This window comes from Tropicimonas sp. IMCC6043 (genome assembly GCF_004146235.1).
Classification (GTDB): Bacteria; Pseudomonadota; Alphaproteobacteria; order Rhodobacterales; family Rhodobacteraceae; genus Tropicimonas.
In genome coordinates this window covers 427,850-450,350 of sequence record NZ_SELO01000001.1, presented here as the reverse complement: position 1 = coordinate 450,350, position 22,501 = coordinate 427,850, and the positions used below count along the sequence as shown (strand labels likewise).

At 67.6% G+C, this 22,501-nt stretch carries 21 protein-coding genes; 12 read left to right on the top strand and 9 right to left on the bottom strand.

The genetic code is table 11. The features are described from left to right. Window positions 1-13: 13 nt before the first annotated feature. Window positions 14-910, bottom strand: coding sequence for a phosphate/phosphite/phosphonate ABC transporter substrate-binding protein (gene phnD / locus EU800_RS02095; RefSeq protein WP_129628019.1), 897 nt, complete (start codon window positions 908-910; stop codon window positions 14-16). A gap of 125 nt (window positions 911-1,035) precedes the next feature. Then, window positions 1,036-2,397 (bottom strand): hypothetical protein, encoded by a 1,362-nt coding sequence (locus tag EU800_RS02090; RefSeq protein ID WP_129628017.1) that lies wholly within the window; start codon window positions 2,395-2,397, stop codon window positions 1,036-1,038. Window positions 2,398-2,616: 219 nt separating this feature from the next. Here EU800_RS02090 and EU800_RS02085 point away from each other — a divergent pair, with 219 nt between their 5' ends. From EU800_RS02085 to EU800_RS02030, 12 genes are all read left to right on the top strand, one after another. Next, window positions 2,617-2,826, top strand: coding sequence for a glycine zipper 2TM domain-containing protein (locus EU800_RS02085; protein WP_129628015.1), 210 nt, complete (start codon window positions 2,617-2,619; stop codon window positions 2,824-2,826). 198 nt (window positions 2,827-3,024) lie between these two features. Next, window positions 3,025-5,892, top strand: coding sequence for an excinuclease ABC subunit UvrA (gene uvrA, locus EU800_RS02080; RefSeq protein ID WP_129628013.1), 2,868 nt, complete (start codon window positions 3,025-3,027; stop codon window positions 5,890-5,892). A gap of 27 nt (window positions 5,893-5,919) precedes the next feature. After that, window positions 5,920-6,345, top strand: a complete 426-nt coding sequence (locus EU800_RS02075; RefSeq protein ID WP_129628010.1) for a GFA family protein — start codon at window positions 5,920-5,922, stop codon at window positions 6,343-6,345. Window positions 6,346-6,573: 228 nt separating this feature from the next. Further along, window positions 6,574-7,737, top strand: a complete 1,164-nt coding sequence (locus tag EU800_RS02070) for an acyl-CoA dehydrogenase family protein (RefSeq protein WP_129628008.1) — start codon at window positions 6,574-6,576, stop codon at window positions 7,735-7,737. A 112-nt stretch (window positions 7,738-7,849) separates the two neighbouring features. Next, window positions 7,850-8,386: a lysozyme inhibitor LprI family protein gene (locus tag EU800_RS02065; protein WP_129628006.1), complete on the top strand. Its 537-nt coding sequence runs from the start codon at window positions 7,850-7,852 to the stop codon at window positions 8,384-8,386. A 117-nt stretch (window positions 8,387-8,503) separates the two neighbouring features. Next, window positions 8,504-10,015 carry an AMP-binding protein gene (locus tag EU800_RS02060; protein ID WP_129628173.1) on the top strand — a complete coding sequence of 504 codons (1,512 nt, stop codon included), beginning with the start codon at window positions 8,504-8,506 and terminating at the stop codon, window positions 10,013-10,015. Continuing rightward, window positions 10,012-10,836: an EcsC family protein gene (locus EU800_RS02055; protein ID WP_129628004.1), complete on the top strand. Its 825-nt coding sequence runs from the start codon at window positions 10,012-10,014 to the stop codon at window positions 10,834-10,836. Before EU800_RS02060 ends, EU800_RS02055 begins: the two co-directional genes overlap by 4 nt. Before the next feature lie 39 nt (window positions 10,837-10,875). Beyond that, on the top strand, window positions 10,876-12,480 hold the full coding sequence (locus EU800_RS02050; protein ID WP_129628002.1) for a carboxyl transferase domain-containing protein: 1,605 nt from the start codon (window positions 10,876-10,878) through the stop codon (window positions 12,478-12,480). An 18-nt stretch (window positions 12,481-12,498) separates the two neighbouring features. Then, window positions 12,499-13,050 (top strand): thermonuclease family protein, encoded by a 552-nt coding sequence (locus EU800_RS02045; RefSeq protein ID WP_129628000.1) that lies wholly within the window; start codon window positions 12,499-12,501, stop codon window positions 13,048-13,050. 60 nt (window positions 13,051-13,110) lie between these two features. Beyond that, window positions 13,111-15,063, top strand: a complete 1,953-nt coding sequence (locus tag EU800_RS02040) for a biotin carboxylase N-terminal domain-containing protein (RefSeq protein ID WP_129627998.1) — start codon at window positions 13,111-13,113, stop codon at window positions 15,061-15,063. After that, the gene (locus EU800_RS02035; protein WP_129627996.1) at window positions 15,056-15,937 is read left to right on the top strand and encodes a hydroxymethylglutaryl-CoA lyase; all 882 of its coding nucleotides are present in this window, start codon (window positions 15,056-15,058) and stop codon (window positions 15,935-15,937) included. The genes EU800_RS02040 and EU800_RS02035 overlap by 8 nt, the downstream gene beginning before the upstream one ends. Continuing rightward, on the top strand, window positions 15,934-16,728 hold the full coding sequence (locus tag EU800_RS02030; RefSeq protein ID WP_129627994.1) for a crotonase/enoyl-CoA hydratase family protein: 795 nt from the start codon (window positions 15,934-15,936) through the stop codon (window positions 16,726-16,728). Before EU800_RS02035 ends, EU800_RS02030 begins: the two co-directional genes overlap by 4 nt. Window positions 16,729-16,961: 233 nt before the next feature. On the opposite strand, the gene nuoF is transcribed toward EU800_RS02030, so the two are convergent. From nuoF to EU800_RS01995, 7 genes are read right to left on the bottom strand one after another with little or no spacing between them, the layout of a single operon-like run. Continuing rightward, window positions 16,962-18,242 carry an NADH-quinone oxidoreductase subunit NuoF gene (gene nuoF, locus EU800_RS02025; RefSeq protein WP_129627992.1) on the bottom strand — a complete coding sequence of 427 codons (1,281 nt, stop codon included), beginning with the start codon at window positions 18,240-18,242 and terminating at the stop codon, window positions 16,962-16,964. 11 nt (window positions 18,243-18,253) lie between these two features. Then, a complete protein-coding gene (locus EU800_RS02020; RefSeq protein WP_129627990.1) occupies window positions 18,254-18,487 on the bottom strand; it encodes a DUF5337 domain-containing protein in 234 nt (77 codons plus the stop codon). Window positions 18,488-18,502: 15 nt separating this feature from the next. After that, window positions 18,503-19,621 (bottom strand): NADH-quinone oxidoreductase subunit E, encoded by a 1,119-nt coding sequence (locus EU800_RS02015; protein WP_129627988.1) that lies wholly within the window; start codon window positions 19,619-19,621, stop codon window positions 18,503-18,505. Continuing rightward, window positions 19,621-20,184, bottom strand: a complete 564-nt coding sequence (locus tag EU800_RS02010) for a hypothetical protein (protein WP_129627986.1) — start codon at window positions 20,182-20,184, stop codon at window positions 19,621-19,623. Before EU800_RS02010 ends, EU800_RS02015 begins: the two co-directional genes overlap by 1 nt. A 23-nt stretch (window positions 20,185-20,207) precedes the next feature. Beyond that, window positions 20,208-21,434, bottom strand: coding sequence for an NADH-quinone oxidoreductase subunit D (locus EU800_RS02005; protein ID WP_207209831.1), 1,227 nt, complete (start codon window positions 21,432-21,434; stop codon window positions 20,208-20,210). Then, window positions 21,431-21,871, bottom strand: coding sequence for a thioesterase family protein (locus EU800_RS02000; RefSeq protein WP_165354533.1), 441 nt, complete (start codon window positions 21,869-21,871; stop codon window positions 21,431-21,433). The genes EU800_RS02005 and EU800_RS02000 overlap by 4 nt, the downstream gene beginning before the upstream one ends. Next, a complete protein-coding gene (locus EU800_RS01995) occupies window positions 21,868-22,476 on the bottom strand; it encodes an NADH-quinone oxidoreductase subunit C (RefSeq protein ID WP_129627984.1) in 609 nt (202 codons plus the stop codon). Before EU800_RS01995 ends, EU800_RS02000 begins: the two co-directional genes overlap by 4 nt. Window positions 22,477-22,501: the final 25 nt, after the last annotated feature.

Genomic DNA, 22,501 nt, shown 5'->3' with positions numbered 1-22,501 from the left:
GCCGGTCGAAGGCTCAGTCGGACACCGCCCTTCGGGCGGCGATGACCGAGACATAGGCGTCATGGCCGATTGGCGTGAAGCCAGCGGTCGGGCCATTGGCCACACGGTCGGCGCAGTCCGGGTCCCTCTCGTGCAGGCCGGCATAGACCGCCGTGACCTTTTCCTTCACCTCGGCCGGCAAGGACTTGCGCAGCACGATGGGCCCTCCCGGGATCGGCCGTGAGCGCCAGATCTCGACCAGGACGTTCCCGTCGACGAGGCCCGCGTCGGCGGCCGTGCGGAGTGGGCCGGTGGGGACGCCGTCTGAGCCGCCCCCGATCCAGGCCACGCCCGCGTCGATCTCGCCAGACGCGACGGCAAGGAGGGTCTGCTCGTAGCTGCCGGTGAACCTGACCGCGCCGAAATAGGCGCCCGAGCCCACCGGGGCGCCGGTCAGCGCGGCGATCTCGACGGAGGGGATCAGGTATCCCGTGAGGGCATTCGGGTCCGCGAAGCCGATGACCTTGCCCCTCATGTCGTCGAGCGAGGCGATGCCGCTGTCCCTTCGGGCATATGCGATGGCAGCGTGGGAGACGGCGCCGTCGGGCCCGGTCCCGACCAGCACCGGCTCGACGGCGTCGGGATTGCTCAGGTAGGTCCGGGCATAGCTCGAGGCTCCGAGCCAGGCCGCGTCTATGCTGCCCTCGAGCAGTCCCTCTATGGCGCCGTCATAATCGGCCGGGGTGAAGAGGGCGGTCGGCACGCCGAGCGCGTCCTCGATGCGTTGGGCCAGGCAGGTGCTGTCGGCAACCCGCTCCTGGGCGTTCTCGCCGCCTAGAATGGCGATGCCGAATCCCTTGATTTCATCCTGGGCGCGCGCCGGGACGGCAAGGGCGGTCGTGGCCACGAGAGCGGCAAGCAGTGTCTTCATCGTCATGTCTCCCCTTGCATCGGCCCGTCAAGGACACCCGGCAACGCGCAGAGCAAGGTGTCAAGGGACCTGCCGGAATCCGCCCGTGGCACGAGGGTGACTCCCCGGAGCCCCGACGGTCGCAGTCACCGCGCCGAGATCGGCGCCCGCGCGATCACCTCGCCCGAGCCGGCAGTGACATAGACCACGTCATACTCTCCCGGCGCATCGGGGATCTGCAACAGGACCGGGCTGCCATGCGCCGTGTAGGCATAGGTGATGTAGCCCGCTGTCTCGCCGCGCTCGACCACCGCGATGTAGTCCTGCTCGTAATTCGGTCCGGTCCAGTCGATGAAGATCCGCTCCCCTGCGCCGACCTCACGCGGCACGTCGAGGCTAGCCGCCACCGGCGTGAGCGTGACAGCAATCGTGGCAAGCGCCTCCCGCGTGTCGCCCGTGTAGTAGACCAGCTCATAGTTGCCGGCGCGGGCGGGAAGCTGGAGCGTCGCAGGGTTGCCCTGCGAGGTATAGGCATAGGTGAGGTAACCGCCGGCATCGCCGGGGATGCGGATGGCGATGAAATCGGTCGACCGTGCGGGGCCCGTCCACCCGATCTCCACGGTCGCGCCGGCCGGCAGCGCGCGTGGCGGCTCCAGCGTCGCTGCGCTGCCGGACAGGGTGATGGGCAGGCGGGCAAGCGCGGCGCCGTCGCTGCCGCGCAGGTAAACGAGGTCATAGGCGCCGGGGCTGTCGGGCAGGTCCAGGCGCGCGGGCGAGCCGTCGCTGGTTGGCGCGGCGGCGATCGGGTCGGTGCCGCCGCGGGCGGTGAGCGCCACGCGGTCGCCGGGGCCATCCGGTCCGGTCCAATCCAGCGAGAGCTCCGCGCCCGCTTCCAGGCCCGGTGGCGGGACGAGCCGCACGCCGCCGCCGGTCACCTCGAAAAGTGCCGAGGCCAGGACCGTCGCACCATTGGCAATCACATAGCGCGCCTCGTAGAAACCGGGCTCGCCGGGCAGGGGGAGGAAGACTGGGTTGCCGCTGTCGGTCCGGGCGATGGCAAGGGGATCAGGAGCGCCCGGCACCGCGATGGCGATGTAGTCGTCCGGGTAATCCGGCCCGGACCAGAGGAAGGCCGCGGTATCTCCCGCCCGGGCGGTCGCGGGCGGGGTGATGTCGGCAATGGTGGCAGTGACGTCGACGAGTCGCGTGGCAAGGATCCTCTGTTCCTCCTGGGAGACATAGCGGATCTCGTAAAGGCCCGGCTCGGGCGGCAGCGGAAGGTCCACGCTGTCACCGCCGGTGACGAGATAGGCATAGGTGAGATAGGGCTCGCCCGGTCGCCCGACCGAGATATAGTCGCTGTCCTTGCCCGGACCGGTCCACTGCACGGGGATCGTGCTGCCGGCAACGGCGCTGTCGGGCGCCGCGAGCGTCGCCTCCTGCGCCCGTGCAGGCACTGCGAGGCCAAGGACCGTCAGCAGGCAGGCAATCAGCGGTAGAATTCTCATGGGCGTCATCCTCCGCGGGCACGGCGGACTTATTGAGGCGCGGGACATGGGGGAAATCAACCGGAAAGCGGAGAGCGGAGGCCGGGACAGGGGCCGCCGGATGTGGCCGGTACTGGCTCGTCCCCGCAGCGACCGCCAGAGGGACAGCTTGTCCGCAAAGCCTTGCGTCAATGACGTAAGGGTCTATGATTGCAAGGCATATCGCGAAGGAGTGTGAAAATGGGTATCCGCCTGATCCCGCTGTTCCTCGTCGGGTTCGTTGTTCTTGTTACGTCCGCCTGCACCGACAACCAGGCCGTCAACACCGCGACCGGCGCTGCCGTCGGTGGTGTGATCGGCAACCAGTTCGGTGCCGGAAAGGGCAAGACGGCAATGACCGTTGCCGGAGCGGCGACCGGCGCGGTAATTGGCGCGAACGCGACCAACTAGGCCCCGGATCGCGGCGCGGCAGGGCTGCGCCGCTTGCGTGATCCCCGATCCACCGGATCGATGCCGAGTCGGTCCGGGCGAGGCGTGGCAGCGGCCATTGGCCGACCGCGGCAGGAAGTTCACGTAATGTTCTGATTTTCTCGTTGGAGAATCTGCCGCCATCGCTTATCTCATGTCGCATCCGGTGCGGGGTCAGACATGGCAGAACAGAAGTTCATCGAGGTTCGCGGCGCGCGCGAACACAACCTGAAATCGATCGACGTCGATATTCCGCGCGACGAGCTCGTTGTCATCACGGGGCTTTCCGGCTCGGGCAAGTCCAGCCTCGCCTTCGACACGATCTATGCCGAGGGCCAGCGGCGCTATGTCGAGTCGCTTTCGGCCTATGCCAGGCAGTTCCTAGACATGATGGAAAAGCCGGATGTCGACCACATCACCGGCCTGTCGCCGGCGATCTCCATCGAACAGAAGACCACCTCGAAGAACCCGCGCTCCACCGTCGGCACGGTGACCGAGATCTACGACTATCTCCGCCTGCTCTTCGCCCGGGTCGGAACGCCCTATTCGCCGGCCACCGGCCTGCCGATCGAGGCGCAGCAGGTGCAGGACATGGTCGACCGGGTGATGGCGATGGAGGAGGGGACGCGCGCCTACCTGCTCGCGCCCATCGTGCGCGACCGCAAGGGCGAATATCGCAAGGAGTTTCTCGAACTCAGGAAACAGGGTTTCCAGCGGGTGAAGGTCGACGGCGCCTTCTTCGAACTCGATGCGCCGCCGAAGCTCGACAAGAAGTTCCGCCACGATATCGACGTCGTGGTCGACCGGGTGGTGGTGCGTGAGGGGATGGAGACACGGCTCGCTGACAGCTTCCGCACCGCGCTCGACCTGGCCTCCGGCATTGCGATCTTCGAGACGGCGCCGAAGGAAGAGGAAGGCGAGCCCGAACGCATCACCTTTTCCGAGAATTTCGCCTGTCCGGTTTCCGGCTTCACCATCCCCGAGATCGAACCGCGTCTCTTCTCCTTCAACGCGCCGGTCGGTGCCTGCCCGGATTGCGACGGGCTCGGGGTGGAGTTGTTCTTCGACGAGAAACTGGTGGTACCGGATGCGACGCTGAAGATCGCCGATGGGGCGCTGGCCCCATGGCGCAAGGGCAAGTCGCCCTATTTCCTTCAGACGATCGAGGCCATCGCGAAGCATTACCAGTTCGACAAGAACGCCCGCTGGAAGGATGTGCCGGAGGCGGTGCAGAAGGTGTTCCTCTACGGCTCCGGCGAGGAGGAGATCCCGTTCCGCTATGACGAGGGCGGCCGGGTCTACCAGGTGACGCGCAGCTTCGAGGGCGTGATCCCGAACATGGAGCGGCGCTACCGGGAGACCGATTCGGCGTGGATCCGCGAGGAATTCGAGCGGTACCAGAACAACCGCCCCTGCGGCACCTGCGGCGGCTTCCGGCTGCGGCCCGAGGCGCTGGCGGTGAAGATCGCCGGGTTGCATGTGGGCGAGGTCGTGCAGATGTCGATCCGCGAGGCCTATGCCTGGTGCGAGTCCGTGCCCGCGGCGCTCACCCGGCAGAAGAACGAGATCGCTCGCGCGATCCTCAAGGAGATCCGCGAGCGGCTCGGTTTCCTCAACAATGTTGGGCTGGAATACCTGACGCTGTCGCGCAATGCCGGCACGTTGTCGGGCGGCGAGAGCCAGCGGATCCGGCTGGCGAGCCAGATCGGCTCGGGGCTGACCGGCGTGCTCTATGTGCTCGACGAGCCCTCCATCGGGCTGCACCAGCGCGACAACGACCGGCTCCTGGGCACGCTGAAGAACCTGCGCGACCAGGGCAACACGGTGATCGTGGTCGAGCATGACGAGGAGGCGATCCGCGAGGCCGACTATGTCTTCGACATCGGCCCCGGTGCGGGCGTGCATGGCGGCGAGGTCGTGGCAAAGGGCACGCCGGCGGAGATCGCTGCGCATGAGGGCTCGATCACCGGCGCCTATCTCAGCGGCAAGCGGGAAATCCCGGTGGGACAGGTTCGCCGGGCCGGCAACGGCAAGGCGGTGACAGTTGTCAAGGCCACCGGCAACAACCTGCGCGAGGTGACGGCGGAGTTTCCGCTCGGCAAGTTCATCTGCGTGACCGGCGTCTCCGGCGGCGGCAAGTCGACGCTGACCATCGAGACTTTGTTCAAGACTGCCTCGATGCGGCTCAACGGCGCCCGGCAGACCCCGGCGCCCTGCGAGACGATCCGGGGGCTGGAGCATCTCGACAAGGTGATCGATATCGACCAGCGCCCCATCGGGCGGACTCCTCGTTCGAATCCAGCCACTTACACCGGGGCCTTCACTCCAATCCGGGACTGGTTTGCGGGCCTGCCAGAGGCCAAAGCGCGCGGCTACAAGCCGGGGCGCTTCTCCTTTAACGTCAAGGGCGGGCGTTGCGAGGCTTGCCAGGGCGATGGCGTCATCAAGATCGAGATGCATTTCCTGCCGGATGTCTATGTCACGTGCGAGACCTGCCACGGTGCGCGATACAATCGCGAGACTCTGGAAATAAAGTTCAAGGGCAAGAGTATAGCGGACGTTCTTGACATGACGGTTGAGGATGCGCAGGGCTTCTTCAAGGCGGTTCCCTCGATCCGCGAGAAGATGGATGCGCTGGTTCGCGTGGGCCTCGGATATGTCAAGGTTGGCCAGCAGGCGACGACTCTCTCGGGCGGCGAGGCGCAACGGGTGAAGCTCTCCAAGGAACTCGCCAAGCGCTCGACCGGGCGGACGCTCTACATTCTCGACGAGCCGACAACCGGCTTGCATTTTGAGGATGTACGCAAGCTTCTTGAAGTGCTGCATGAACTTGTGGAGCAGGGCAACACGGTGGTGGTGATCGAGCACAATCTCGACGTGATCAAGACCGCCGACTGGATTATCGATATCGGCCCGGAGGGCGGTGACGGCGGCGGCACGGTTGTGGCGACGGGCACCCCGGAAGAGATTGCCGAGGTTGCAGGGAGCCATACCGGCCGGTATCTCAAGCCGATCCTCGCGGCAGCGCGCCGCGTGGCGGCGGAATAGGCGCAACGGCCGGGACAGGAGAATTGCATGGATCAGAAGACTTGGGACGGCGCCTGCCATTGCGGCGCGGTGCGCTTTCGCGTGCGGCTGAGCGATGGCGGGTTGGCAACGGCGCGGCGCTGCTCCTGTTCGCTCTGCCGGATGCGCGGCGCGGTGGCGCTCTCGGCGCCCCTCGACGGGCTCGAGATCCTCGAGGGCGCGGAGAAGCTGACCCTGTATCAGTTCAACACCCGCACCGCGAAGCACTATTTCTGCTCGGTCTGCGGCATTTACACCCATCACCAGCGCCGCTCCAACCCGAACGAGTTCGGAATCAACGCGGCCTGTCTCGACGGCGTGAGCCCGTTCGATTTCGAGGAAGTGATCGTCAATGACGGGGTAAATCACCCGTCCGACGCAAGAGAGGGCAAGGCACAAGGTGTGTCCGGGGTTCTGCGGTTCATCCGGGACTGACCTGCGGCGGCGCGCGTGCCATCCCCGCTTCTTCTGATTTGAAGTATTTCGAAGGGAGCGCTCGGCGCGAGCGCGTGGGGTTCGTGCCCCGCCGTCTCGGGAGGTCGGGGCAGAGTGCGTGTATCGGGCGCGCACTCTGGCGGCAGCGATCCCCGATTGACCAGCGCTCCAATCCATGCCTAGTATTTGAACGGACGTTCAATAACGGGGAGGGGAGGCCCTGTTGGCATGTTCACCGCGGTGATGAGTTTCGACATCGGCGAGGACGCGGCGGCGCTGCGCGACATGGTCCATCGCTGGGCCCAGGAGCGGGTGAAGCCGATGGCCGCCGAGATCGACGCCGGCAACGTCTTCCCGGCGGAACTCTGGCGGGAGATGGGAGATCTCGGCCTGCTGGGCATCACAGTGCCCGAGGAATATGGCGGGGCGGGGATGTCCTATCTCGCGCACACCATCGCAGTGGAGGAGATCGCGCGGGCCTCGGCCTCGGTCTCGCTCTCCTATGGCGCGCATTCCAATCTCTGCGTGAACCAGATCAAGCTCAACGGCAGCGAGGCGCAGAAGCGCAAATACCTGCCCGGCCTGATTTCCGGCGAATCCGTCGGCGCGCTGGCGATGTCGGAAGCGGGGTCCGGCTCGGACGTGGTCTCGATGAAGCTCCGGGCGGAGAAGCGCAACGGGCATTATCTCCTCAACGGAACCAAGTTCTGGATCACCAACGGGCCGGATGCCGATACGCTCGTTGTCTATGCCAAGACGGACCCGGAGGCCGGCGCGAGGGGGATTACCGCCTTCATGGTCGAGCGGACGATGGCCGGTTTCTCGACTTCGAAACATTTCGACAAGCTCGGCATGCGCGGGTCGAACACCGGCGAACTCGTCTTCGAGAATGTGGAAGTGCCCTTCGAGAACGTGCTGGGCGAGGAGGGGCGCGGCGTTCGGGTGCTGATGTCGGGTCTCGACTACGAGCGCGTGGTGCTTGCCGGCATCGGCACCGGTATCATCGCGGCCTGCCTCGACGAGATCATGCCCTATCTCGCCGAGCGCGAGCAGTTCGGCGAGAAGATCGGGAATTTCCAGCTCATGCAGGCCAAGATCGCAGACATGTATACGGCGATGAACTCGGCGCGGGCCTATGTCTACGAAGCGGCCAAGGCCTGCGACCGGGGCGAGATCACCCGTCAGGACGCCGCTGCCTGCGTGCTCTATGCCTCCGAAGCGGCGATGGTGCAGGCGCACCAGGCGGTTCAGGCGATGGGTGGGGCGGGGTTCCTCGCCGACTCCCCCGTCAGTCGCCTGTTCCGGGATGCCAAACTCATGGAGATCGGTGCCGGCACGTCGGAGATTCGTCGCATGCTCATCGGTCGGGAGATGATGAAGACCATGGGGTAGGCATTGGCGCGAAGGACGTTCGCGGGTTGGTGCGCCCAGATGCGGACAAGCTCGTGGCCATCGCCTGTAACGCAGGAGTGCGTGCGATCTGCGCCTCGAAAAGGAGCCAGGTATGACGAAACTGCCAAGTGCCCTTTGTTGCAAAGTTTTGACGCTGTGCGTCGCCGCGGTGCTGTCAGGTCCAGCGGCTGCACAGGAGATGCCGGTTTTCTCCGCCGTGCCGGCAGAGACCTGTCTTGCCGGTGCAGACGACCTGCCGGCGATGGAGACCTGTATCGGCGCGGCGTCGCAAGCCTGCATGGAGTCGACCAAGATGGGTAACACGACGGTGGGAATGAATACCTGCCTCGATGCGGAACTGGTCTTCTGGGACGCGCGGCTCAACGCCGCCTATGGCGCAGTGATGGCGAAGGACGAGGCGGTGGATGCAGAACTTGCCAAGCTTGGCTCTGCGGCGCCGCCGCTGGCCCCGGCGCTCCGGGCGATGCAGCGCGCCTGGATCACCTTCCGGGACGCGCGCTGCGACTACGAGGGCGCGCAATGGGGCGGCGGAACCGGCGGGGGGCCGGCGACCCTGGGCTGCCTGATGGACATCACCGCCCGGCAGGCGTTGTTCCTGGAGCAACGGTTGAACGATGGCTCCCCATGAATTTCTTCGCACGATGCCGCCAACCCGGCCTGCCGAGGGGATGACGGTGTGATCTCCGAACCGACATATGCGGCGCTGGAGAGCGGCGCGGGATGGCAGATCCCGGCGCGGCTCAACATGGCGGCGGAGGTCTGCGACCGTTGGGCGGAAGCGGCGCCGGAGCGGGTGGCGCTGATAGAGCCGCTGGCCGATGGCAACCGGGTGACGACCTATGGTGCGCTGCGCGCCATGGCCGATGCGCTGGCGCATCGGCTGGCGGCCGTCGGGGTTGGGCGCGGCGACAGGGTCGCGGTCTTCCGCAGCCAGGCGCCCTGGACCGCGGCGGCGCATGTGGCGATCTGGAAGCTCGGGGCGATCTCGCTGCCGCTCTTCACGCTTTTCGGTCCGGAGGCGCTGTCGGTGCGGATGAAGAGCGCCGGCGTACGGGCGATCGTGACCGACCCTGAGGGCGCGGCGCGGCTCACTGGCGGTGATTGTGTGGAGGCGGTGCCTGAGGACGCCCGCATCCTCGTGGCGGAAGAGGTCGCTCCCGGCGGGCCGGCCTTCGAGACAACCGACACGGCGGCGGACGACCCGGCAGTGCTGATTTACACCTCCGGCACCACCGGCGGGCCCAAGGGGGCGCTGCACGCGCACCGGGTCCTGCGCGGGCATCTGCCGGGCGTCGAGATCTCGCACGATCTCCTGCCGCAACCGGGCGACCTGCTCTGGACGCCGGCGGACTGGGCCTGGATCGGCGGGCTCTTTGACGTTCTGATGCCGGGGCTTTGGCACGGGGTGCCCGTGGTCGCGGCGCGGATGGCAAAGTTTTCGGTCGCCGAGTGCCAGCGGATCATCGCACAGGCCGGGGTGCGCAACGTGTTTTTCCCACCGACCGCGCTCCGCGCGCTCAAGGCGGCGGAGGCGGAGATCCCCGGTCTGCGCTCGGTGGCCTCGGGCGGCGAGCCGCTTGGCGCCGAGATGCTCGACTGGGGGCGGCGCGCCTTCGGCCTGACGATCAACGAGTTCTACGGCCAGACCGAATGCAACATGATCGTCAGCGCCTGCGGCGCGCGCTTCGAACCGCGCCCGGGCTGCATGGGCAAGCCGGTGCCGGGCCACGTGGTCGAAGTGATCGGTCCGGACGGGCAGCCGGCGGCGGGCGAGGGCGAGATCGCCGTGCGCCGCGGCTCTGCCTCGATGATGCTGGGCTACTGGAACGATGCCGACGCGACGGCGGCGAAGTTCCGCGGCGACTGGATGCTGACCGGCGACCGCGGGATGCGCGAGGGTGACTTCCTGCGCTTCAAGGGGCGGGACGACGATGTCATCACCTGCTCGGGCTACCGGATCGGGCCGGGCGAGGTGGAGGATTGCCTGCTGACTCACCCTGCGGTTGCAAGTGTCGGCGTCGTCGGCACGCCCGACCCGGACCGCACCGAGGCAGTGACCGCCTTCGTCCTGCTGCAACCGGGATGGGAGGCATCCGACGAGACTCGCGCGGCACTGAAGGCTCATGTGAAACAGCGGCTGGCGGCGCATGAATATCCGCGTATCCTGTATTTCGTCGACGCTTTGCCGATGACGATCAGCGGCAAGATCATCCGCCGGGAGCTCCGGCGGATCGCCGCGGAAGGAGGCCCCGAATGAGCCCTGTCCCCGACCGCCGCCCGCATCTGGCGGCCGATGTCCTGCGCGAGGCGCTGCAGCGCCAGCGCGCCTTCGAGGAGCGCCGGCCGACCCGGATGGGCCGGGGCGCCGAACGACTGACTTCGCCGATCGGTGGGGTGGTCTCGCGCATCGTGCCGCCTGGGCTGGTCCGGAGAGGGCTGGTGATGGCGGACCGGGCGGCCGGGCTGACCCTGCCGCGGGAGATCACCAGCCATTCCGTGGAGGATCTGGAAGCCTGCGAGCAAGCGGCGCGACGCGTGCAGGGCTGGGCCGCAGGCAGCAATGCCGCGACGGGCGGCGCGGCGGGCATCTTCGGCGCGCCGGGCATGGTGGCCGACATCCCGGCGACCATTGCGCTGGCGGCGCGCAACGTGCGGGCGACGGGCGCGGCCTTCGGCTTTGGCGATGACAGCGATGAGGAGCGGACCTACCGGCTTCTCGTTCTTCAGGTCGCCACCGCCTCGGCCGAGCGCGGGCGCGACGATACGATCTCCTCGCTGACCGACATGGCCGCTTGGCTGGCCAGCCCCGAGGGGCGGCTGGTGCTCGAGAAGGGCGGTCAATGGGTCACCGACGCCGTGGTCGAACGGATCGCGCGCCAGCTGGGCTTCAGCCTTGTCGGCAGGGGGGGAGCGCGCGTGGTGCCGATCGTCGGCGGCGTGGTGGCGGCGACGGTCAATGCCAGCTTCCAGACCGATGTCAGCCGGGCGGCGCGCTATGGCTACCGGATGCGCTGGCTGATGCACCGGCGGATGCTGGAAGGCCCGGCGGTGGAGCCGGGCGACACGGCCGACGACTGACACCGTGGAGCGTGACGCGCAGCGGAAAGAGGAAGAGGCATGAAGCTCACGAGCGAGGTCGTCGCAGTGTCCGAGGAGTTCCGCGCCAATCGCGCGGCGCATCTGGCGGCGCTTGCGGAGGTCGAGGAGGCGGCGGCGCTGGCGGCGGCGGGAGGCGGCGCGCGGGCGCGGGCGCGGCACCTGGAGCGCGGCAAGATGCTGCCGCGCGACCGCGTGGCGGGGCTGCTCGATCCCGCCTCCCCCTTTCTCGAAATCGGCGCCACGGCGGCGCACGGGCTCTACGACGGCGCGGCGCCCTGCGCCGGCATCGTGGCCGGCATCGGGCGCGTCATGGGGCGCGATGTCATGGTGCTCTGCAACGACGCTACGGTGAAGGGCGGCACCTATTACCCGATGACGGTGAAGAAGCATCTCCGCGCCCAGGAGATCGCCGAGGAGTGCCACCTGCCATGCGTCTATCTCGTCGACTCGGGCGGCGCGAACCTGCCGCAGCAGGACGAGGTCTTTCCCGACCGGGACCATTTCGGGCGGATCTTCTACAACCAGGCGCGGATGAGCGCCAAGGGGATCGGCCAGATCGCCGTCGTCATGGGCTCCTGCACCGCGGGCGGGGCCTATGTGCCCGCGATGTCGGATGTCACGATCATCGTGCGGGAGCAGGGTACGATCTTCCTCGCCGGACCACCGCTGGTCCGGGCCGCGACGGGCGAGGAGGTGACGGCGGAGGATCTGGGCGGTGGTGACGTCCACACGCGCCTGTCAGGCGTTGCCGACTACCTGGCCGAGGACGATGCCCATGCGCTGGCGCTCGCGCGCCGCGCCGTGGCCTCGCTGGGGCCGGCGCCGGATGTCTCCTCGGGCTGGGCTAGCCCGGAGGAGCCCGCCTATGATCCGGAGGAGATTCTCGGCCTCGTGCCGGCCTCGCTTTCTGTGCCCTACGACATCCGCGAGGTGATCGCCCGGATCGTCGACGGCTCTCGGCTCGACGAGTTCAAGGCACGGTTCGGCGAGACACTGGTCACCGGCTTCGCCCATGTCCATGGCTGCCCGGTCGGGATCGTGGCCAACAACGGCGTGTTGTTTTCGGAGGCCGCGCAGAAGGGAGCGCATTTCATCGAGCTCTGCTCGCAGCGCAGGATCCCGCTCGTCTTCCTCCAGAACATCACCGGCTTCATGGTCGGCCGCAAATACGAGAACGAGGGCATCGCCCGCCACGGGGCGAAGATGGTCACGGCCGTGGCCACCACCGCGGTTCCGAAGATCACCATGCTGGTCGGCGGCTCCTTTGGCGCGGGCAATTACGGCATGGCCGGCCGCGCCTACCAGCCGCGCTTCCTCTGGACCTGGCCCAACAGCCGCATCTCGGTGATGGGCGGGGCGCAGGCGGCGGGCGTGCTGGCTCAGGTAAAACGCGCGGCGATCGAGAAGGCGGGAGGAGAATGGTCGGCCGAGGAGGAGGCGGCATTCCGAAGGCCCACTGAGGAGATGTTCGCTGCCCAGGCGCATCCGCTCTATGCCGCCGCACGGCTCTGGGACGACGGGGTGATCGACCCGAGGAAAAGCCGCGACGTTCTGGGGTTGAGCCTCAGGGCGGCGCTCAACGCACCGGTCGGGGAGACACGCTTCGGCGTGTTCCGGATGTGAGAGGGATGCGAGCGTCCTATGCGAAGGAAGAGAAGCGAGTTCGAGCGGCTGATCGGCAAGCCCCCGCCGCGCAGACAGCGGTCCCCCTCTCTGCGGCGCACCTTGCGGGGAAATCTCGCGTGGATTGGCGGACTGTCGCGTGGCCAATGGGTCATCGCCGCGATCGTGGCAGTCGTGTTTCTTCCGCATCTGATCACGCTTGTCGCGGGGGCCTTGAAGCCGACCAGCGAAGGCTGTCGCGTGCTGTCGGTCGTCGATGGCGACACCGTGCGGATGTATTGCCCGAAGGACGGCGTGATGTCGACGCGGCTCACCGGCTTCGATACGCCGGAGTTTCGTGGTCAGTGTGGCTCGGAGCGTCTCAAGGCGATGGCGGCGACCTACGTCCTCCATTGGCAGATCTGGACCGCGCGCGGGCTCGATTCTCGTCATCTCGGACGAGATCGCTACGGACGCCGGCTTTCGGCGCTCTTTGTTGGAGACGCGCTGCTGGCGGACAGGATGATCGCAACCGGTCTGGCGCGCGAATATGACGGCGGGCCGCGCAGGGGATGGTGCGGGACGGACTGAACGGGCCAGCTCAGCGTGCTTGTTGACCACTCGCAATCCGGGAGAGGGAGAAAACGATCCATGATCCGCAAGCTGCTGATCGCCAACCGGGGCGAGATCGCCTGCCGCGTCATCCGCACCGCGCGGGCGATGGGGATCGGGACCGTCGCCGTCTATTCGGATGCCGATGCCGGTGCGCTGCATGTCGAGATGGCCGACGAGGCGGTGCATGTCGGTCCGCCCGCGCCGTCGGAGAGCTACCTCTTGGGCGACAGGATGATCGCGGCGGCGCGGGCGACGGGCGCCGAGGCGATCCATCCGGGCTACGGGTTCCTCTCGGAGAACCCTGATTTCGTCGAGGCGGTGGCGGCCGCGGGTCTCACCTTCGTTGGCCCGCCCGCGGCGGCGATCCGCGCCATGGGCCTCAAGGATGCCGCAAAGCGGCGGATGGCGGAGGCGGGCGTGCCGGTGGTGCCGGGATACCACGGGACAGACCAGTCGGAGGCGACGCTCGCGGAGGCGGCGGCGCGGATCGGCTATCCAGTGCTCGTCAAGGCCGTGGCAGGCGGCGGCGGCAAGGGGATGCGGAGGGTCGAGACCGCGGCGGAGTTCACGGACGCGCTGGCTTCGGCGCGGGCGGAGGCGCAAGGAGCCTTCGGCAACCCGGATGTGCTCATCGAGAAATACATCGAACACCCGCGGCATATCGAGATCCAGGTCTTCGGCGATGGCCATGGCAACGTGGTCCATCTTCACGAGCGCGAATGTTCGCTCCAGCGGCGCCACCAGAAGGTGATCGAGGAAGCCCCGGCGCCGGGCATGACCGAGGAGATCCGGCAGGCGATGGGCGCCGCGGCGGTGCGGGCAGCGCAGGCCATCGGCTATGTCGGTGCCGGCACGGTGGAATTCATCGTCGATGGCAGCGATGGACTGCGGCCGGATGGCTTTTGGTTCATGGAGATGAACACGCGGCTCCAGGTCGAGCACCCGGTGACCGAGGCGGTGACCGGGCTCGACCTCGTCGAATGGCAGCTCCGCATCGCCTCGGGCGAACCTCTGCCGCTCGCGCAGGACGAGATCCCTCTGCTTGGCCACGCATTCGAGGCGCGGCTCTATGCCGAGGACGTGGCCGCGGGCTTCCTCCCCGCGACCGGCCGGCTCGCCCATCTGCGGTTCAGCAACATGGCACGCAGCGACAGCGGCGTGCGCGAGGGCGACGAGATCAGCCCGTGGTATGACCCGATGATTGCCAAGGTGATCACCCACGGTCCGAGCCGTCCGGTGGCGCTGGCACGGCTCAGCCGGGCGCTGGCGGAGACCGAGATCGCCGGCACGGTGACCAATATCGGCTTCCTTGAGGCGCTCTCGCGGCACCCGGGATTTGCCGCGGGCGCGGTGGATACCGGCCTGATCGCCCGCGATCTTGCTACCCTGACGGCCGAAGCATCGCCGCCGTTGGCCGTTATCCTGCGCGCCGCGCTCGCCGCCGCTGGGCCCGACGCGCCGCCCGGCGCCTTCGCAGGCTTCACGCTCTGGGCGCCGCTCGAACGTGTGGTCCGGCTCGAACGTGGCGACAAAAGCTGGGACGTGCGGCTGGCCAGTCTCGGCCCCGACCGGGTACGGGCCGAGCTGGACGGCGCGGAGGCGCTTTGCCGCCGCCGCAAGGACGGCTGGCTGATCGGCGAGGCGCGCGCCCCGGGCCCCGCCCGGCGGCTCGACGGGTCGGTCGTGGTCTTTGCCGGCCAGCCCTGGGCGTTCGACCTGCCGGATCCTCTGGCGCGCGCGGGCAGCTCGGGAACGTCGGGCAATATCGTCGATGCGCCGATGCCCGGCTTGCTGCGCGACGTGCTGGTCGAGCCGGGCGATACGGTGGCGAAGGGGGAGAGGCTTGCGATCCTCGAGGCGATGAAGATGGAGCATGCGCTGGTGGCGACCCGCGCGGGCGTGATCGAGGCGGTCCTCGTCGCCGCCGGCGCGCAGGTTGCGGCGCATGACCCGCTGATCCGCCTGGCCGCGGAGACCGATCATGCCTGACCGGGTCGAGATCTTCGAGGTCGGCCCGCGCGACGGGTTGCAGAACGAAACGCGCGCCATCCCGCTGGCCGAGAAGATCGCGCTGATCGACTGCCTGAGCACGGCCGGTTTCCGCCGCATCGAGGTTGCGAGCTTTGTCAGCCCGAAATGGGTGCCGCAGATGGCGGACTCCGCCGAGGTCCTTGCCGGGATCACCCGCGCAGAGGGCGTGTGCTATTCCGCGCTGGTGCCCAACCTGACAGGGCTCGCCAACGCGCAGGCGGCGCGGGCCGATGCTGTGGCGATCTTCGTCAGCGCCTCCGAAGGCTTCAGCCACGCCAATCTCAACTGTTCGGTCGACGAGAGCTTCGCGCGCCTTGCCCCGGTGGCCGAGGCGGCACGGGAGGTCGCTCTGCCGCTACGCGGCTATGTCTCCTGCGTGACCGATTGCCCCTTCGACGGAGCGGTGGCGCCGGCGCAGGTGGCGCGGACGGCGGCGCGGCTGATGGCGCTCGGTGTTAGTGAGGTCTCTCTCGGCGACACGCTCGGGCGGGCCACGCCGGACCGTGTCGCCGCGATGCTCGACGCGGTCCTGGCGGAGCTGCCGGCCGCGCGGCTGGCCGGGCATTTCCACGATACCGGCGGCCGGGCGCTGGACAATATCGCCGTGGCGCTGGAGCGGGGCGTGCGCGTGTTCGACGCGGCGGTCGGTGGCCTCGGCGGCTGTCCCTATGCGCCTGGTGCGGCGGGGAATGTCGCGAGCGAGTCTGTGCTGGCGCGGATGGCGGAGCTGGGGATGGAAACCGGGCTCAATGCCGGGGTCGTGGCGGTTGCGGCCGGAATGGCGCGGGCGATGCGGGGGCGGGACCCCCGCGGGAACGGGAGGGGCGAATGAGCGAAGAGACCATCCGGATCGCATGCGACCGACGCGGCGTCGCGCGTCTCACCCTGGCGCGGCCGGCAAAGCACAACGCGATGTCGGCGGAGATGCTGGATGCTTTGGCGGCGACCGCCACGCGGCTCGGCACAGATCCCGCCGTGCGGGTCATTGTTCTGGCGGGCGAGGGGAGGAGCTTTTCGGCTGGCGGCGATCTCGGCTGGATGCGGACCCAGATGCAGGCCGACGCCGCCACCCGCACCCGCGAGGCGACTCGCCTCGCCGGGATGCTCGAGGCGCTCAACACCTGTCCGAAACCGCTTATCGGGAGGGTGCACGGCGACGCTTTCGGCGGGGCGCTCGGCCTGCTCTCGGTCTGCGACGTGGCGATCGGCGCCGAAAGCGCGCGGTTTGGCTTCACCGAAACCCGCCTCGGCCTGATCCCGGCCACGATCGGGCCCTATGTCGTCGCGCGGATGGGCGAGGCGATGGCGCGGCGGGTCTTCATGTCGGCGCGGCTCTTCGGCGCTGCAGAGGCGGTCGAGCTGGGGCTTCTCGCCCGAGCGGTGCCGGTCGAGGCCTTGGATGCGGCGGTCGAGGCGGAGGTGGCACCCTATCTGTCTGTCGCTCCGGGCGCCGTCGGCGAGGCCAAGGCGCTGCTGCGGCGGCTCGGTCCCGCCATCGACGCCGGCACGATCGCCGGGAGCATCGAGGCACTGGTGCGCCGCTGGGAAAGCGAGGAGGCCGCGGAGGGCATTGCCGCCTTTCTGGAAAAGCGGCCGGCGCGCTGGAGCCGGGAGGCCGATTAGCGTCGTGGCGCTATTCCGAGCCGGGTGTTGCCACTCGGGAGACGGGCACCTGGTTCGGTGAGCCTGGCATCGGCGTCGTGGGGCGCCCGCTGCCCGCAAATCCCGAACATCTGGTCCCGCCTCGCTCCCGAAAACGAGGCGCGGGGCGCATCCGGAAACGTGAGCGTTCTGTCGGCGCGTCGCCGGTTGCTGTCACCGGAAGCTCCGCGCAGCAGCCCCGAGGCGGCTCGGGTCTATTCCGCTGCGATCCCCGGCTCCTTGCGGATCCGGTATTCGATCTCGTCGCGGAAATGCCGGATCAGGCCCTGGATCGGCCAGGCGGCCGCGTCGCCGAGGGCGCAGATCGTGTGGCCTTCGACCTGCTTGGTCACGTCGAAGAGCATGTCGATCTCCTCGATCTCGGCCTCTCCGCGTACCAGCCGCTCCATCACCCGCATCATCCAGCCGGTGCCTTCGCGGCAGGGCGTGCACTGCCCGCAGCTCTCGTGCTTGTAGAATTTCGCCAGCCGCCAGATCGCCTTCACCACGTCGGTCGACTGGTCCATCACGATCACCGCCGCGGTGCCGAGGCCGGAGCGCTGCTCCTTCAGCCAGTCGAAATCCATGATCGCGTCCTTGGCGATGTCCGCCGGCAGAAGCGGCACCGAGGAGCCGCCCGGGATCACCGCCTTGAGGTTGTCCCAGCCGCCGCGGATGCCGCCGCAATGCCGGTCGATCAGCTCCTTGAACGGGATCGACATGGATTCTTCCACCACGCAGGGCTTGTTGACATGGCCCGAGACGGCAAACAGCTTCGTGCCGGTGTTGTTCGGCCGCCCGAAGGAGGCGAACCAGGCGCCGCCACGGCGCAGCACGGTCGGCACCACGGCGATGGATTCGACATTGTTGACCGTGGTCGGACAGCCATAGAGGCCGGCGCCGGCGGGGAAGGGCGGCTTCATCCGCGGCATGCCCTTCTTGCCTTCGAGGCTCTCCAGAAGCGCCGTTTCCTCGCCACAGATATAGGCGCCCGCGCCGTGATGGACGAAGAGGTCGAAATCCCAGCCCGATCCGGCAGCGTTCTTGCCCAGCAGGCCCGCGTCGTAGCATTCGTCGATCGCTGCCTGCAGAGCCTCGCGCTCGCGGATGAACTCGCCGCGGATGTAGATGTAGCTCTCATGCGCGCCCATCGCGAAAGAGGCCAGCAGGCAGCCCTCGATCAGCGTGTGCGGGTCATGTCGCAGGATCTCGCGGTCCTTGCAGGTGCCGGGCTCCGATTCGTCGGCATTGACGACGAGATAGGCCGGGCGACCGTCGCTCTCCTTGGGCATGAAGGACCATTTGAGCCCGGTCGGGAAGCCGGCGCCGCCCCGGCCGCGCAGGCCGGAGCCCTTCATCTCGTCGACGATCCAGTCGCGGCCCTTCTTGATGATGTCGGCCGTGCCATCCCAGTGGCCGCGCGCGCGGGCGCCGGCGAGACTGCGGTCCTTCAGACCGTAGATGTTGGTGAAGATCCTGTCCTTGTCCTGCAGCATCTCTTATCCTCTCATCTCTGGTCGTCGGAGCGGCTGCGCCACATCCCGACCGCCACCACGAAGGCCCAGACGAATGCGGCCAGCGCGGCGATATAGAACAATATCTCGTAGCGTGCCGGAAGCCCCGTGAAATTCACGAGCGCCGGCGCGAAGATGGCCAGAAGCCCGGCAAGCGCGATCACCACGGCCACCAACCGGCCTTGCCGGGCAAAGGCGGCGTCGGGATCGCGGGAGGGGCCGGTCATCGCGCGTGCCATCCGTCAGCCGTCGGTCGCGTCGCCGGCAGCGAGCGCCCGGGCCTGTCCGACCCAGTCGTCGCGAGTGACGCGCCCCTTGAAGCCTTCCAGATTCTGGTCAACCCAGGCGATCTCGTCCTCGGTCCAGGCCGCGATCTGGTCGAAATGGTAGAAGCCGAGGTAATGGCAGACCTCCTCGAGCTTCGGCCCGATCCCCTTGATCTTCTTGAGATCGTCGGGCGTGCCGTCGCGCGGGCCGTCGAGCCATTGCGGGCGGGTGCCCGGGTTGACCGGTTCGGCGGCCGGTGCCTGTTCGGGTTTTGCCTTGGTCTTTGCGCGGGCTTCCTGCTCCGTGACACCAGTGTGGTCGACCGGCTTTCCTTCGGCCGGGCGTGGCTCGGGCGCGGCGGCGGACTGGTCGATCGCGCGGGCGCCCTGATCCGTCCAGGGCGCGAGGAGCGGCACTTCGCTGCCGTCGATCCGCTTGATTCCATCGCCCAGGCGCTGCGCCAGTTCCACCGAGGCGTTGTGCTCGGGCGCGTTCTCGTTGCCGTCCTTGAGCACCGTCGGCCCGCCCAGCGGTTCGGCGCCGTAGCGGCCGTTCTGCGGCCCCGGCACCGGCAGGTCGCCCGCGGCAAGCGCGTCGAGGATCTCGGCGAGGCGGTCGCCGGTCAGGTCCTCGTAGAAATCCTTGCCGATCTGGATCATCGGCGCGTTGGTGCAGGCGCCGAGGCACTCGACCTCCTCCCAGGAGAACTTGCCGTCGGCGGAGAGCTGGTGCGGCTTCTCGGCGATCTTCTCCTTGCAGACCGCGATCAGCTCGCCGGCGCCGCAGATCATGCAGGACGTCGTGCCGCAGACCTGAACATGGGCAACGGATCCAACGGGTTGCAGCTGGAACATGAAGTAGAACGTGGCGACTTCCAGTGCCCGGATATGCGCCATGCCGAGCATGTCGGCGACATATTCTATCGCTGGCCGCGAGAGCCATCCCTCCTGCTCCTGGGCCCGCCAGAGCAGCGGGATGATCGCCGAGGCCTGCCGGCCTGCTGGATATTTCGTGATCTGCGCCTGGGCCCAGTCGAGATTGGCTGGCGTGAAGGCGAAGCTGTCGGGCTGGTCGGGATGGAGACGGCGGAGCATCAGCTTGTCCTCTGTGCGACGGTCTTGCAGCCCTCGAAGACGAGATACTGCGCGCCGATGAATTCACTGAGCGCGGTAAAGACGTTCGTCACCTGCGCATTGGGTTCGGCCTTATCGGCCAGGACGGGGTTCAGGCTCGCAAGCGCCTCGCCCAGCCCCTCGATCTGCTGCGCCAGGTAAGCGCGGTGATCGTCGAGCGGGCGCAGGATCGCGCCCTTCATCAGCCCATTCTCCAGCGCCCCGAGCAACGGGGGCACGCGGCGCTGGTATTCCAGAAGCTCGGCTGCGCTGGACGCCATCGCCTTCGGCGGCCATATCTCGGGATGCATGCCCTCGCGTGCCAGAGACTTGAGTTCGGCGTCGAGCGCCTCGGCCTCGTCGAACGTTTCGAGGCAGAAATCGAGCTCCCGCTCCAGCAGCCGCGTGTTCGCGGCCTCGACCACCTGAACGCGCGCATACCAGGCCTGGATTGCGACGAAGATCGCGGCGGCCACGGTCGAGACGGCGATCCAGAAGGTCGCCGATCCGAACCATTTCAGGCCGATTTCCGTTTCGCCGAACATGCGCCTCTTGCCCCGCACCTTCCCTAGCGGTCGACTTCGCCGAAGACGATGTCGAGCGTGCCGATCAGAGCCGGCAGATCGGCGAGCTGGTGGCCCTTGCCGAGATGGTTGGTCGCCTGGAGATGGGCGAAGCCCGGCGCGCGCAGCTTGACGCGGTAGGGTTTGTTGGTTCCGTCAGAGACGATGTACACCCCGAATTCGCCCTTGGGCGCCTCGGTGGCGCAGTAGATCTCGCCCTTGGGCACCTTGAAGCCCTCGGAATAGAGCTTGAAATGGTGGATCAGCGCTTCCATCGAGCTCTTCATGTCGGCGCGCGGTGGCGGGGTGAGCTTGCCGCGGGCGAGGATGTCGCCCTGGCCGTCCGGCGCGCGCAGCTTGGCGATCGCCTGCTGCACGATCGAGGCGGACTGGCGCATCTCCTCCATCCGCATGAGATAGCGGTCGTAGCAGTCGCCATTCTTGCCGAGCGGTATCTTGAACTCGAATTCGTCGTAGAGATCATAGGGCTGGGTGCGGCGCAGGTCCCAGGCGAAGCCGATCGAGCGCGCCATCGGGCCGGTCAGCGCCCAGTCGTAGACATCCTGCTCGGTGACGATCGCGATATCGACTGTCCGTTGCTTGAAGATCCGGTTCTCGGTCAGGAGCCCGTCGAGATCGTCGAGCGTCTTGAGGAAGCGCGGCACCCAGGCCTCGATATCGTCCAGCAGGTCGGGCGTGACGTCCTGGTGGACGCCGCCGGGGCGGAAGTAGTTGCAGTGCATCCGCGCGCCCGAGGCGCGTTCAAAGAAGGTGAAGACCTCCTCGCGGCCGATCTCGAAGCCCCAGAGCGGCGGGGTCAGCGCGCCCACGTCCATCGCCGCGGTGGTCACGTTCATCACGTGGTTGCCGATACGGGAAAGCTCGGCCATCAGCACCCTGAGGAGCTTGGCCCGCCGCGGCGCCTCCACACCGGTCATCTTCTCGATCGCCAGGCAGTAGGAATGCTCCTGGTTCATCGGCGAGGAATAGTCGAGCCGGTCGAGATATGGTGCGTTCTGGAGATAAGTCCGTGTCTCCATCAGCTTCTCGGTGCCACGGTGCAGCAGGCCGATATGTGGGTCCGCGCGCTCGACGATCTCCCCGTCGAGCTCGACGACGAGGCGCAAAACACCATGAGTCGCAGGGTGTTGCGGCCCCATGTTCATGTTGAAGTTGCGGATTTTCTGTTCGCCGGTCTTGGCGTCGTCGAAGCCCTTGGACCCGTCCATCATGTCTCGGCCCTCTCCTGAACGGCCGTGGCGGCCTTGGCGGCCACCTTGGCGTTGAATTTCTCCCAGCGGGTGACGGCGCGCTTGTGGCGCCCCTCGCCGATCATGTCCTGCCCGTCATGGCCGTGGACCTCGAAGGTGATGAAGCGGCCATCGATGTCGACGATCTCCGTCTCCACGGTGACCGTGAGGCCCGGCGGCGTCGGCGCGACATGAGTCATCTCGAAGCCGATTCCGAGCGAGCCTTCGCCCTTCTCGTAATAGGGCGCGATCTGCTCCACGCATGCCCATTCGAAGAGCCCGATCATGTAGGCCGAGGCGAGAACCTCCGGCATGTCCTCCATGATCCGCGCATCCGGGAAAAGCCGGCAGACGACCTCCTCGAGCCGCACGACCCGGGAGAACTCCGCCCGGTCGCCTATGGAAAGCCCCGGCGTCACTTGGCCTCCCCGGCCTTCTCGTCGCCCGGCAGGATGTATTTCGCGCCCTCCCAGGGCGAGAGATAGTCGTATTGCCGGTATTCGTGGACCAGCTTCACCGGCTCGTAGACGACGCGCTTCTGCACGTCGTCGTAGCGCAGCTCGATATAGCCGCTGGTCGGGAAGTCCTTGCGCAGCGGGTGGCCGCGGAAGCCGTAATCGGTGAGGATGCGGCGCAGGTCCGGGTGGCCGGAGAAGACCACGCCGAACATGTCGAACACTTCCCGCTCGTACCAGTCGGCCGAGGGGAACATGCTTGTGAGCGAGGCGATGGCCTCGTCCTCGCGCACGCCCGCATGCAGGCAGATACGCTGGTTCTGCTTCATCGACAGGAAGTGGTAGACCACCGTGAAGCGGCGCTCGCGCTCGGGATAGTCGATGGCGGTCACGTCCATGAGCTGAGTGAACTGGCAGCTCGGGTCGGCGCGCAGAAACTCGACGAAATCGACGAGCGAGGCCGGCGCCACCTCGACTGTCAGGTCGCCATTGCCGATCCACCACGTGCTCACGCAATCCGGGCGTCGGTCGGCGATATACTCGCCAAGGGTCTGAAGCGCATCGCTCATCGCGGTGTCATCCTTCCTTGCGGCG

What these genes read in the sequence shown, in the direction of transcription:
- phnD (WP_129628019.1), bottom strand. Translation starts at nt 910, where the DNA reads ATGAAGACACTGCTTGCCGCTCTCGTGGCCACGACCGCCCTTGCCGTC.
- EU800_RS02090 (WP_129628017.1), bottom strand. Translation starts at nt 2,397, where the DNA reads ATGAGAATTCTACCGCTGATTGCCTGCCTGCTGACGGTCCTTGGCCTC.
- EU800_RS02085 (WP_129628015.1), top strand. Translation starts at nt 2,617, where the DNA reads ATGGGTATCCGCCTGATCCCGCTGTTCCTCGTCGGGTTCGTTGTTCTT.
- uvrA (WP_129628013.1), top strand. Translation starts at nt 3,025, where the DNA reads ATGGCAGAACAGAAGTTCATCGAGGTTCGCGGCGCGCGCGAACACAAC.
- EU800_RS02075 (WP_129628010.1), top strand. Translation starts at nt 5,920, where the DNA reads ATGGATCAGAAGACTTGGGACGGCGCCTGCCATTGCGGCGCGGTGCGC.
- EU800_RS02070 (WP_129628008.1), top strand. Translation starts at nt 6,574, where the DNA reads ATGTTCACCGCGGTGATGAGTTTCGACATCGGCGAGGACGCGGCGGCG.
- EU800_RS02065 (WP_129628006.1), top strand. Translation starts at nt 7,850, where the DNA reads ATGACGAAACTGCCAAGTGCCCTTTGTTGCAAAGTTTTGACGCTGTGC.
- EU800_RS02060 (WP_129628173.1), top strand. Translation starts at nt 8,504, where the DNA reads ATGGCGGCGGAGGTCTGCGACCGTTGGGCGGAAGCGGCGCCGGAGCGG.
- EU800_RS02055 (WP_129628004.1), top strand. Translation starts at nt 10,012, where the DNA reads ATGAGCCCTGTCCCCGACCGCCGCCCGCATCTGGCGGCCGATGTCCTG.
- EU800_RS02050 (WP_129628002.1), top strand. Translation starts at nt 10,876, where the DNA reads ATGAAGCTCACGAGCGAGGTCGTCGCAGTGTCCGAGGAGTTCCGCGCC.
- EU800_RS02045 (WP_129628000.1), top strand. Translation starts at nt 12,499, where the DNA reads ATGCGAAGGAAGAGAAGCGAGTTCGAGCGGCTGATCGGCAAGCCCCCG.
- EU800_RS02040 (WP_129627998.1), top strand. Translation starts at nt 13,111, where the DNA reads ATGATCCGCAAGCTGCTGATCGCCAACCGGGGCGAGATCGCCTGCCGC.
- EU800_RS02035 (WP_129627996.1), top strand. Translation starts at nt 15,056, where the DNA reads ATGCCTGACCGGGTCGAGATCTTCGAGGTCGGCCCGCGCGACGGGTTG.
- EU800_RS02030 (WP_129627994.1), top strand. Translation starts at nt 15,934, where the DNA reads ATGAGCGAAGAGACCATCCGGATCGCATGCGACCGACGCGGCGTCGCG.
- nuoF (WP_129627992.1), bottom strand. Translation starts at nt 18,242, where the DNA reads ATGCTGCAGGACAAGGACAGGATCTTCACCAACATCTACGGTCTGAAG.
- EU800_RS02020 (WP_129627990.1), bottom strand. Translation starts at nt 18,487, where the DNA reads ATGACCGGCCCCTCCCGCGATCCCGACGCCGCCTTTGCCCGGCAAGGC.
- EU800_RS02015 (WP_129627988.1), bottom strand. Translation starts at nt 19,621, where the DNA reads ATGCTCCGCCGTCTCCATCCCGACCAGCCCGACAGCTTCGCCTTCACG.
- EU800_RS02010 (WP_129627986.1), bottom strand. Translation starts at nt 20,184, where the DNA reads ATGTTCGGCGAAACGGAAATCGGCCTGAAATGGTTCGGATCGGCGACC.
- EU800_RS02005 (WP_207209831.1), bottom strand. Translation starts at nt 21,434, where the DNA reads ATGATGGACGGGTCCAAGGGCTTCGACGACGCCAAGACCGGCGAACAG.
- EU800_RS01995 (WP_129627984.1), bottom strand. Translation starts at nt 22,476, where the DNA reads ATGAGCGATGCGCTTCAGACCCTTGGCGAGTATATCGCCGACCGACGC.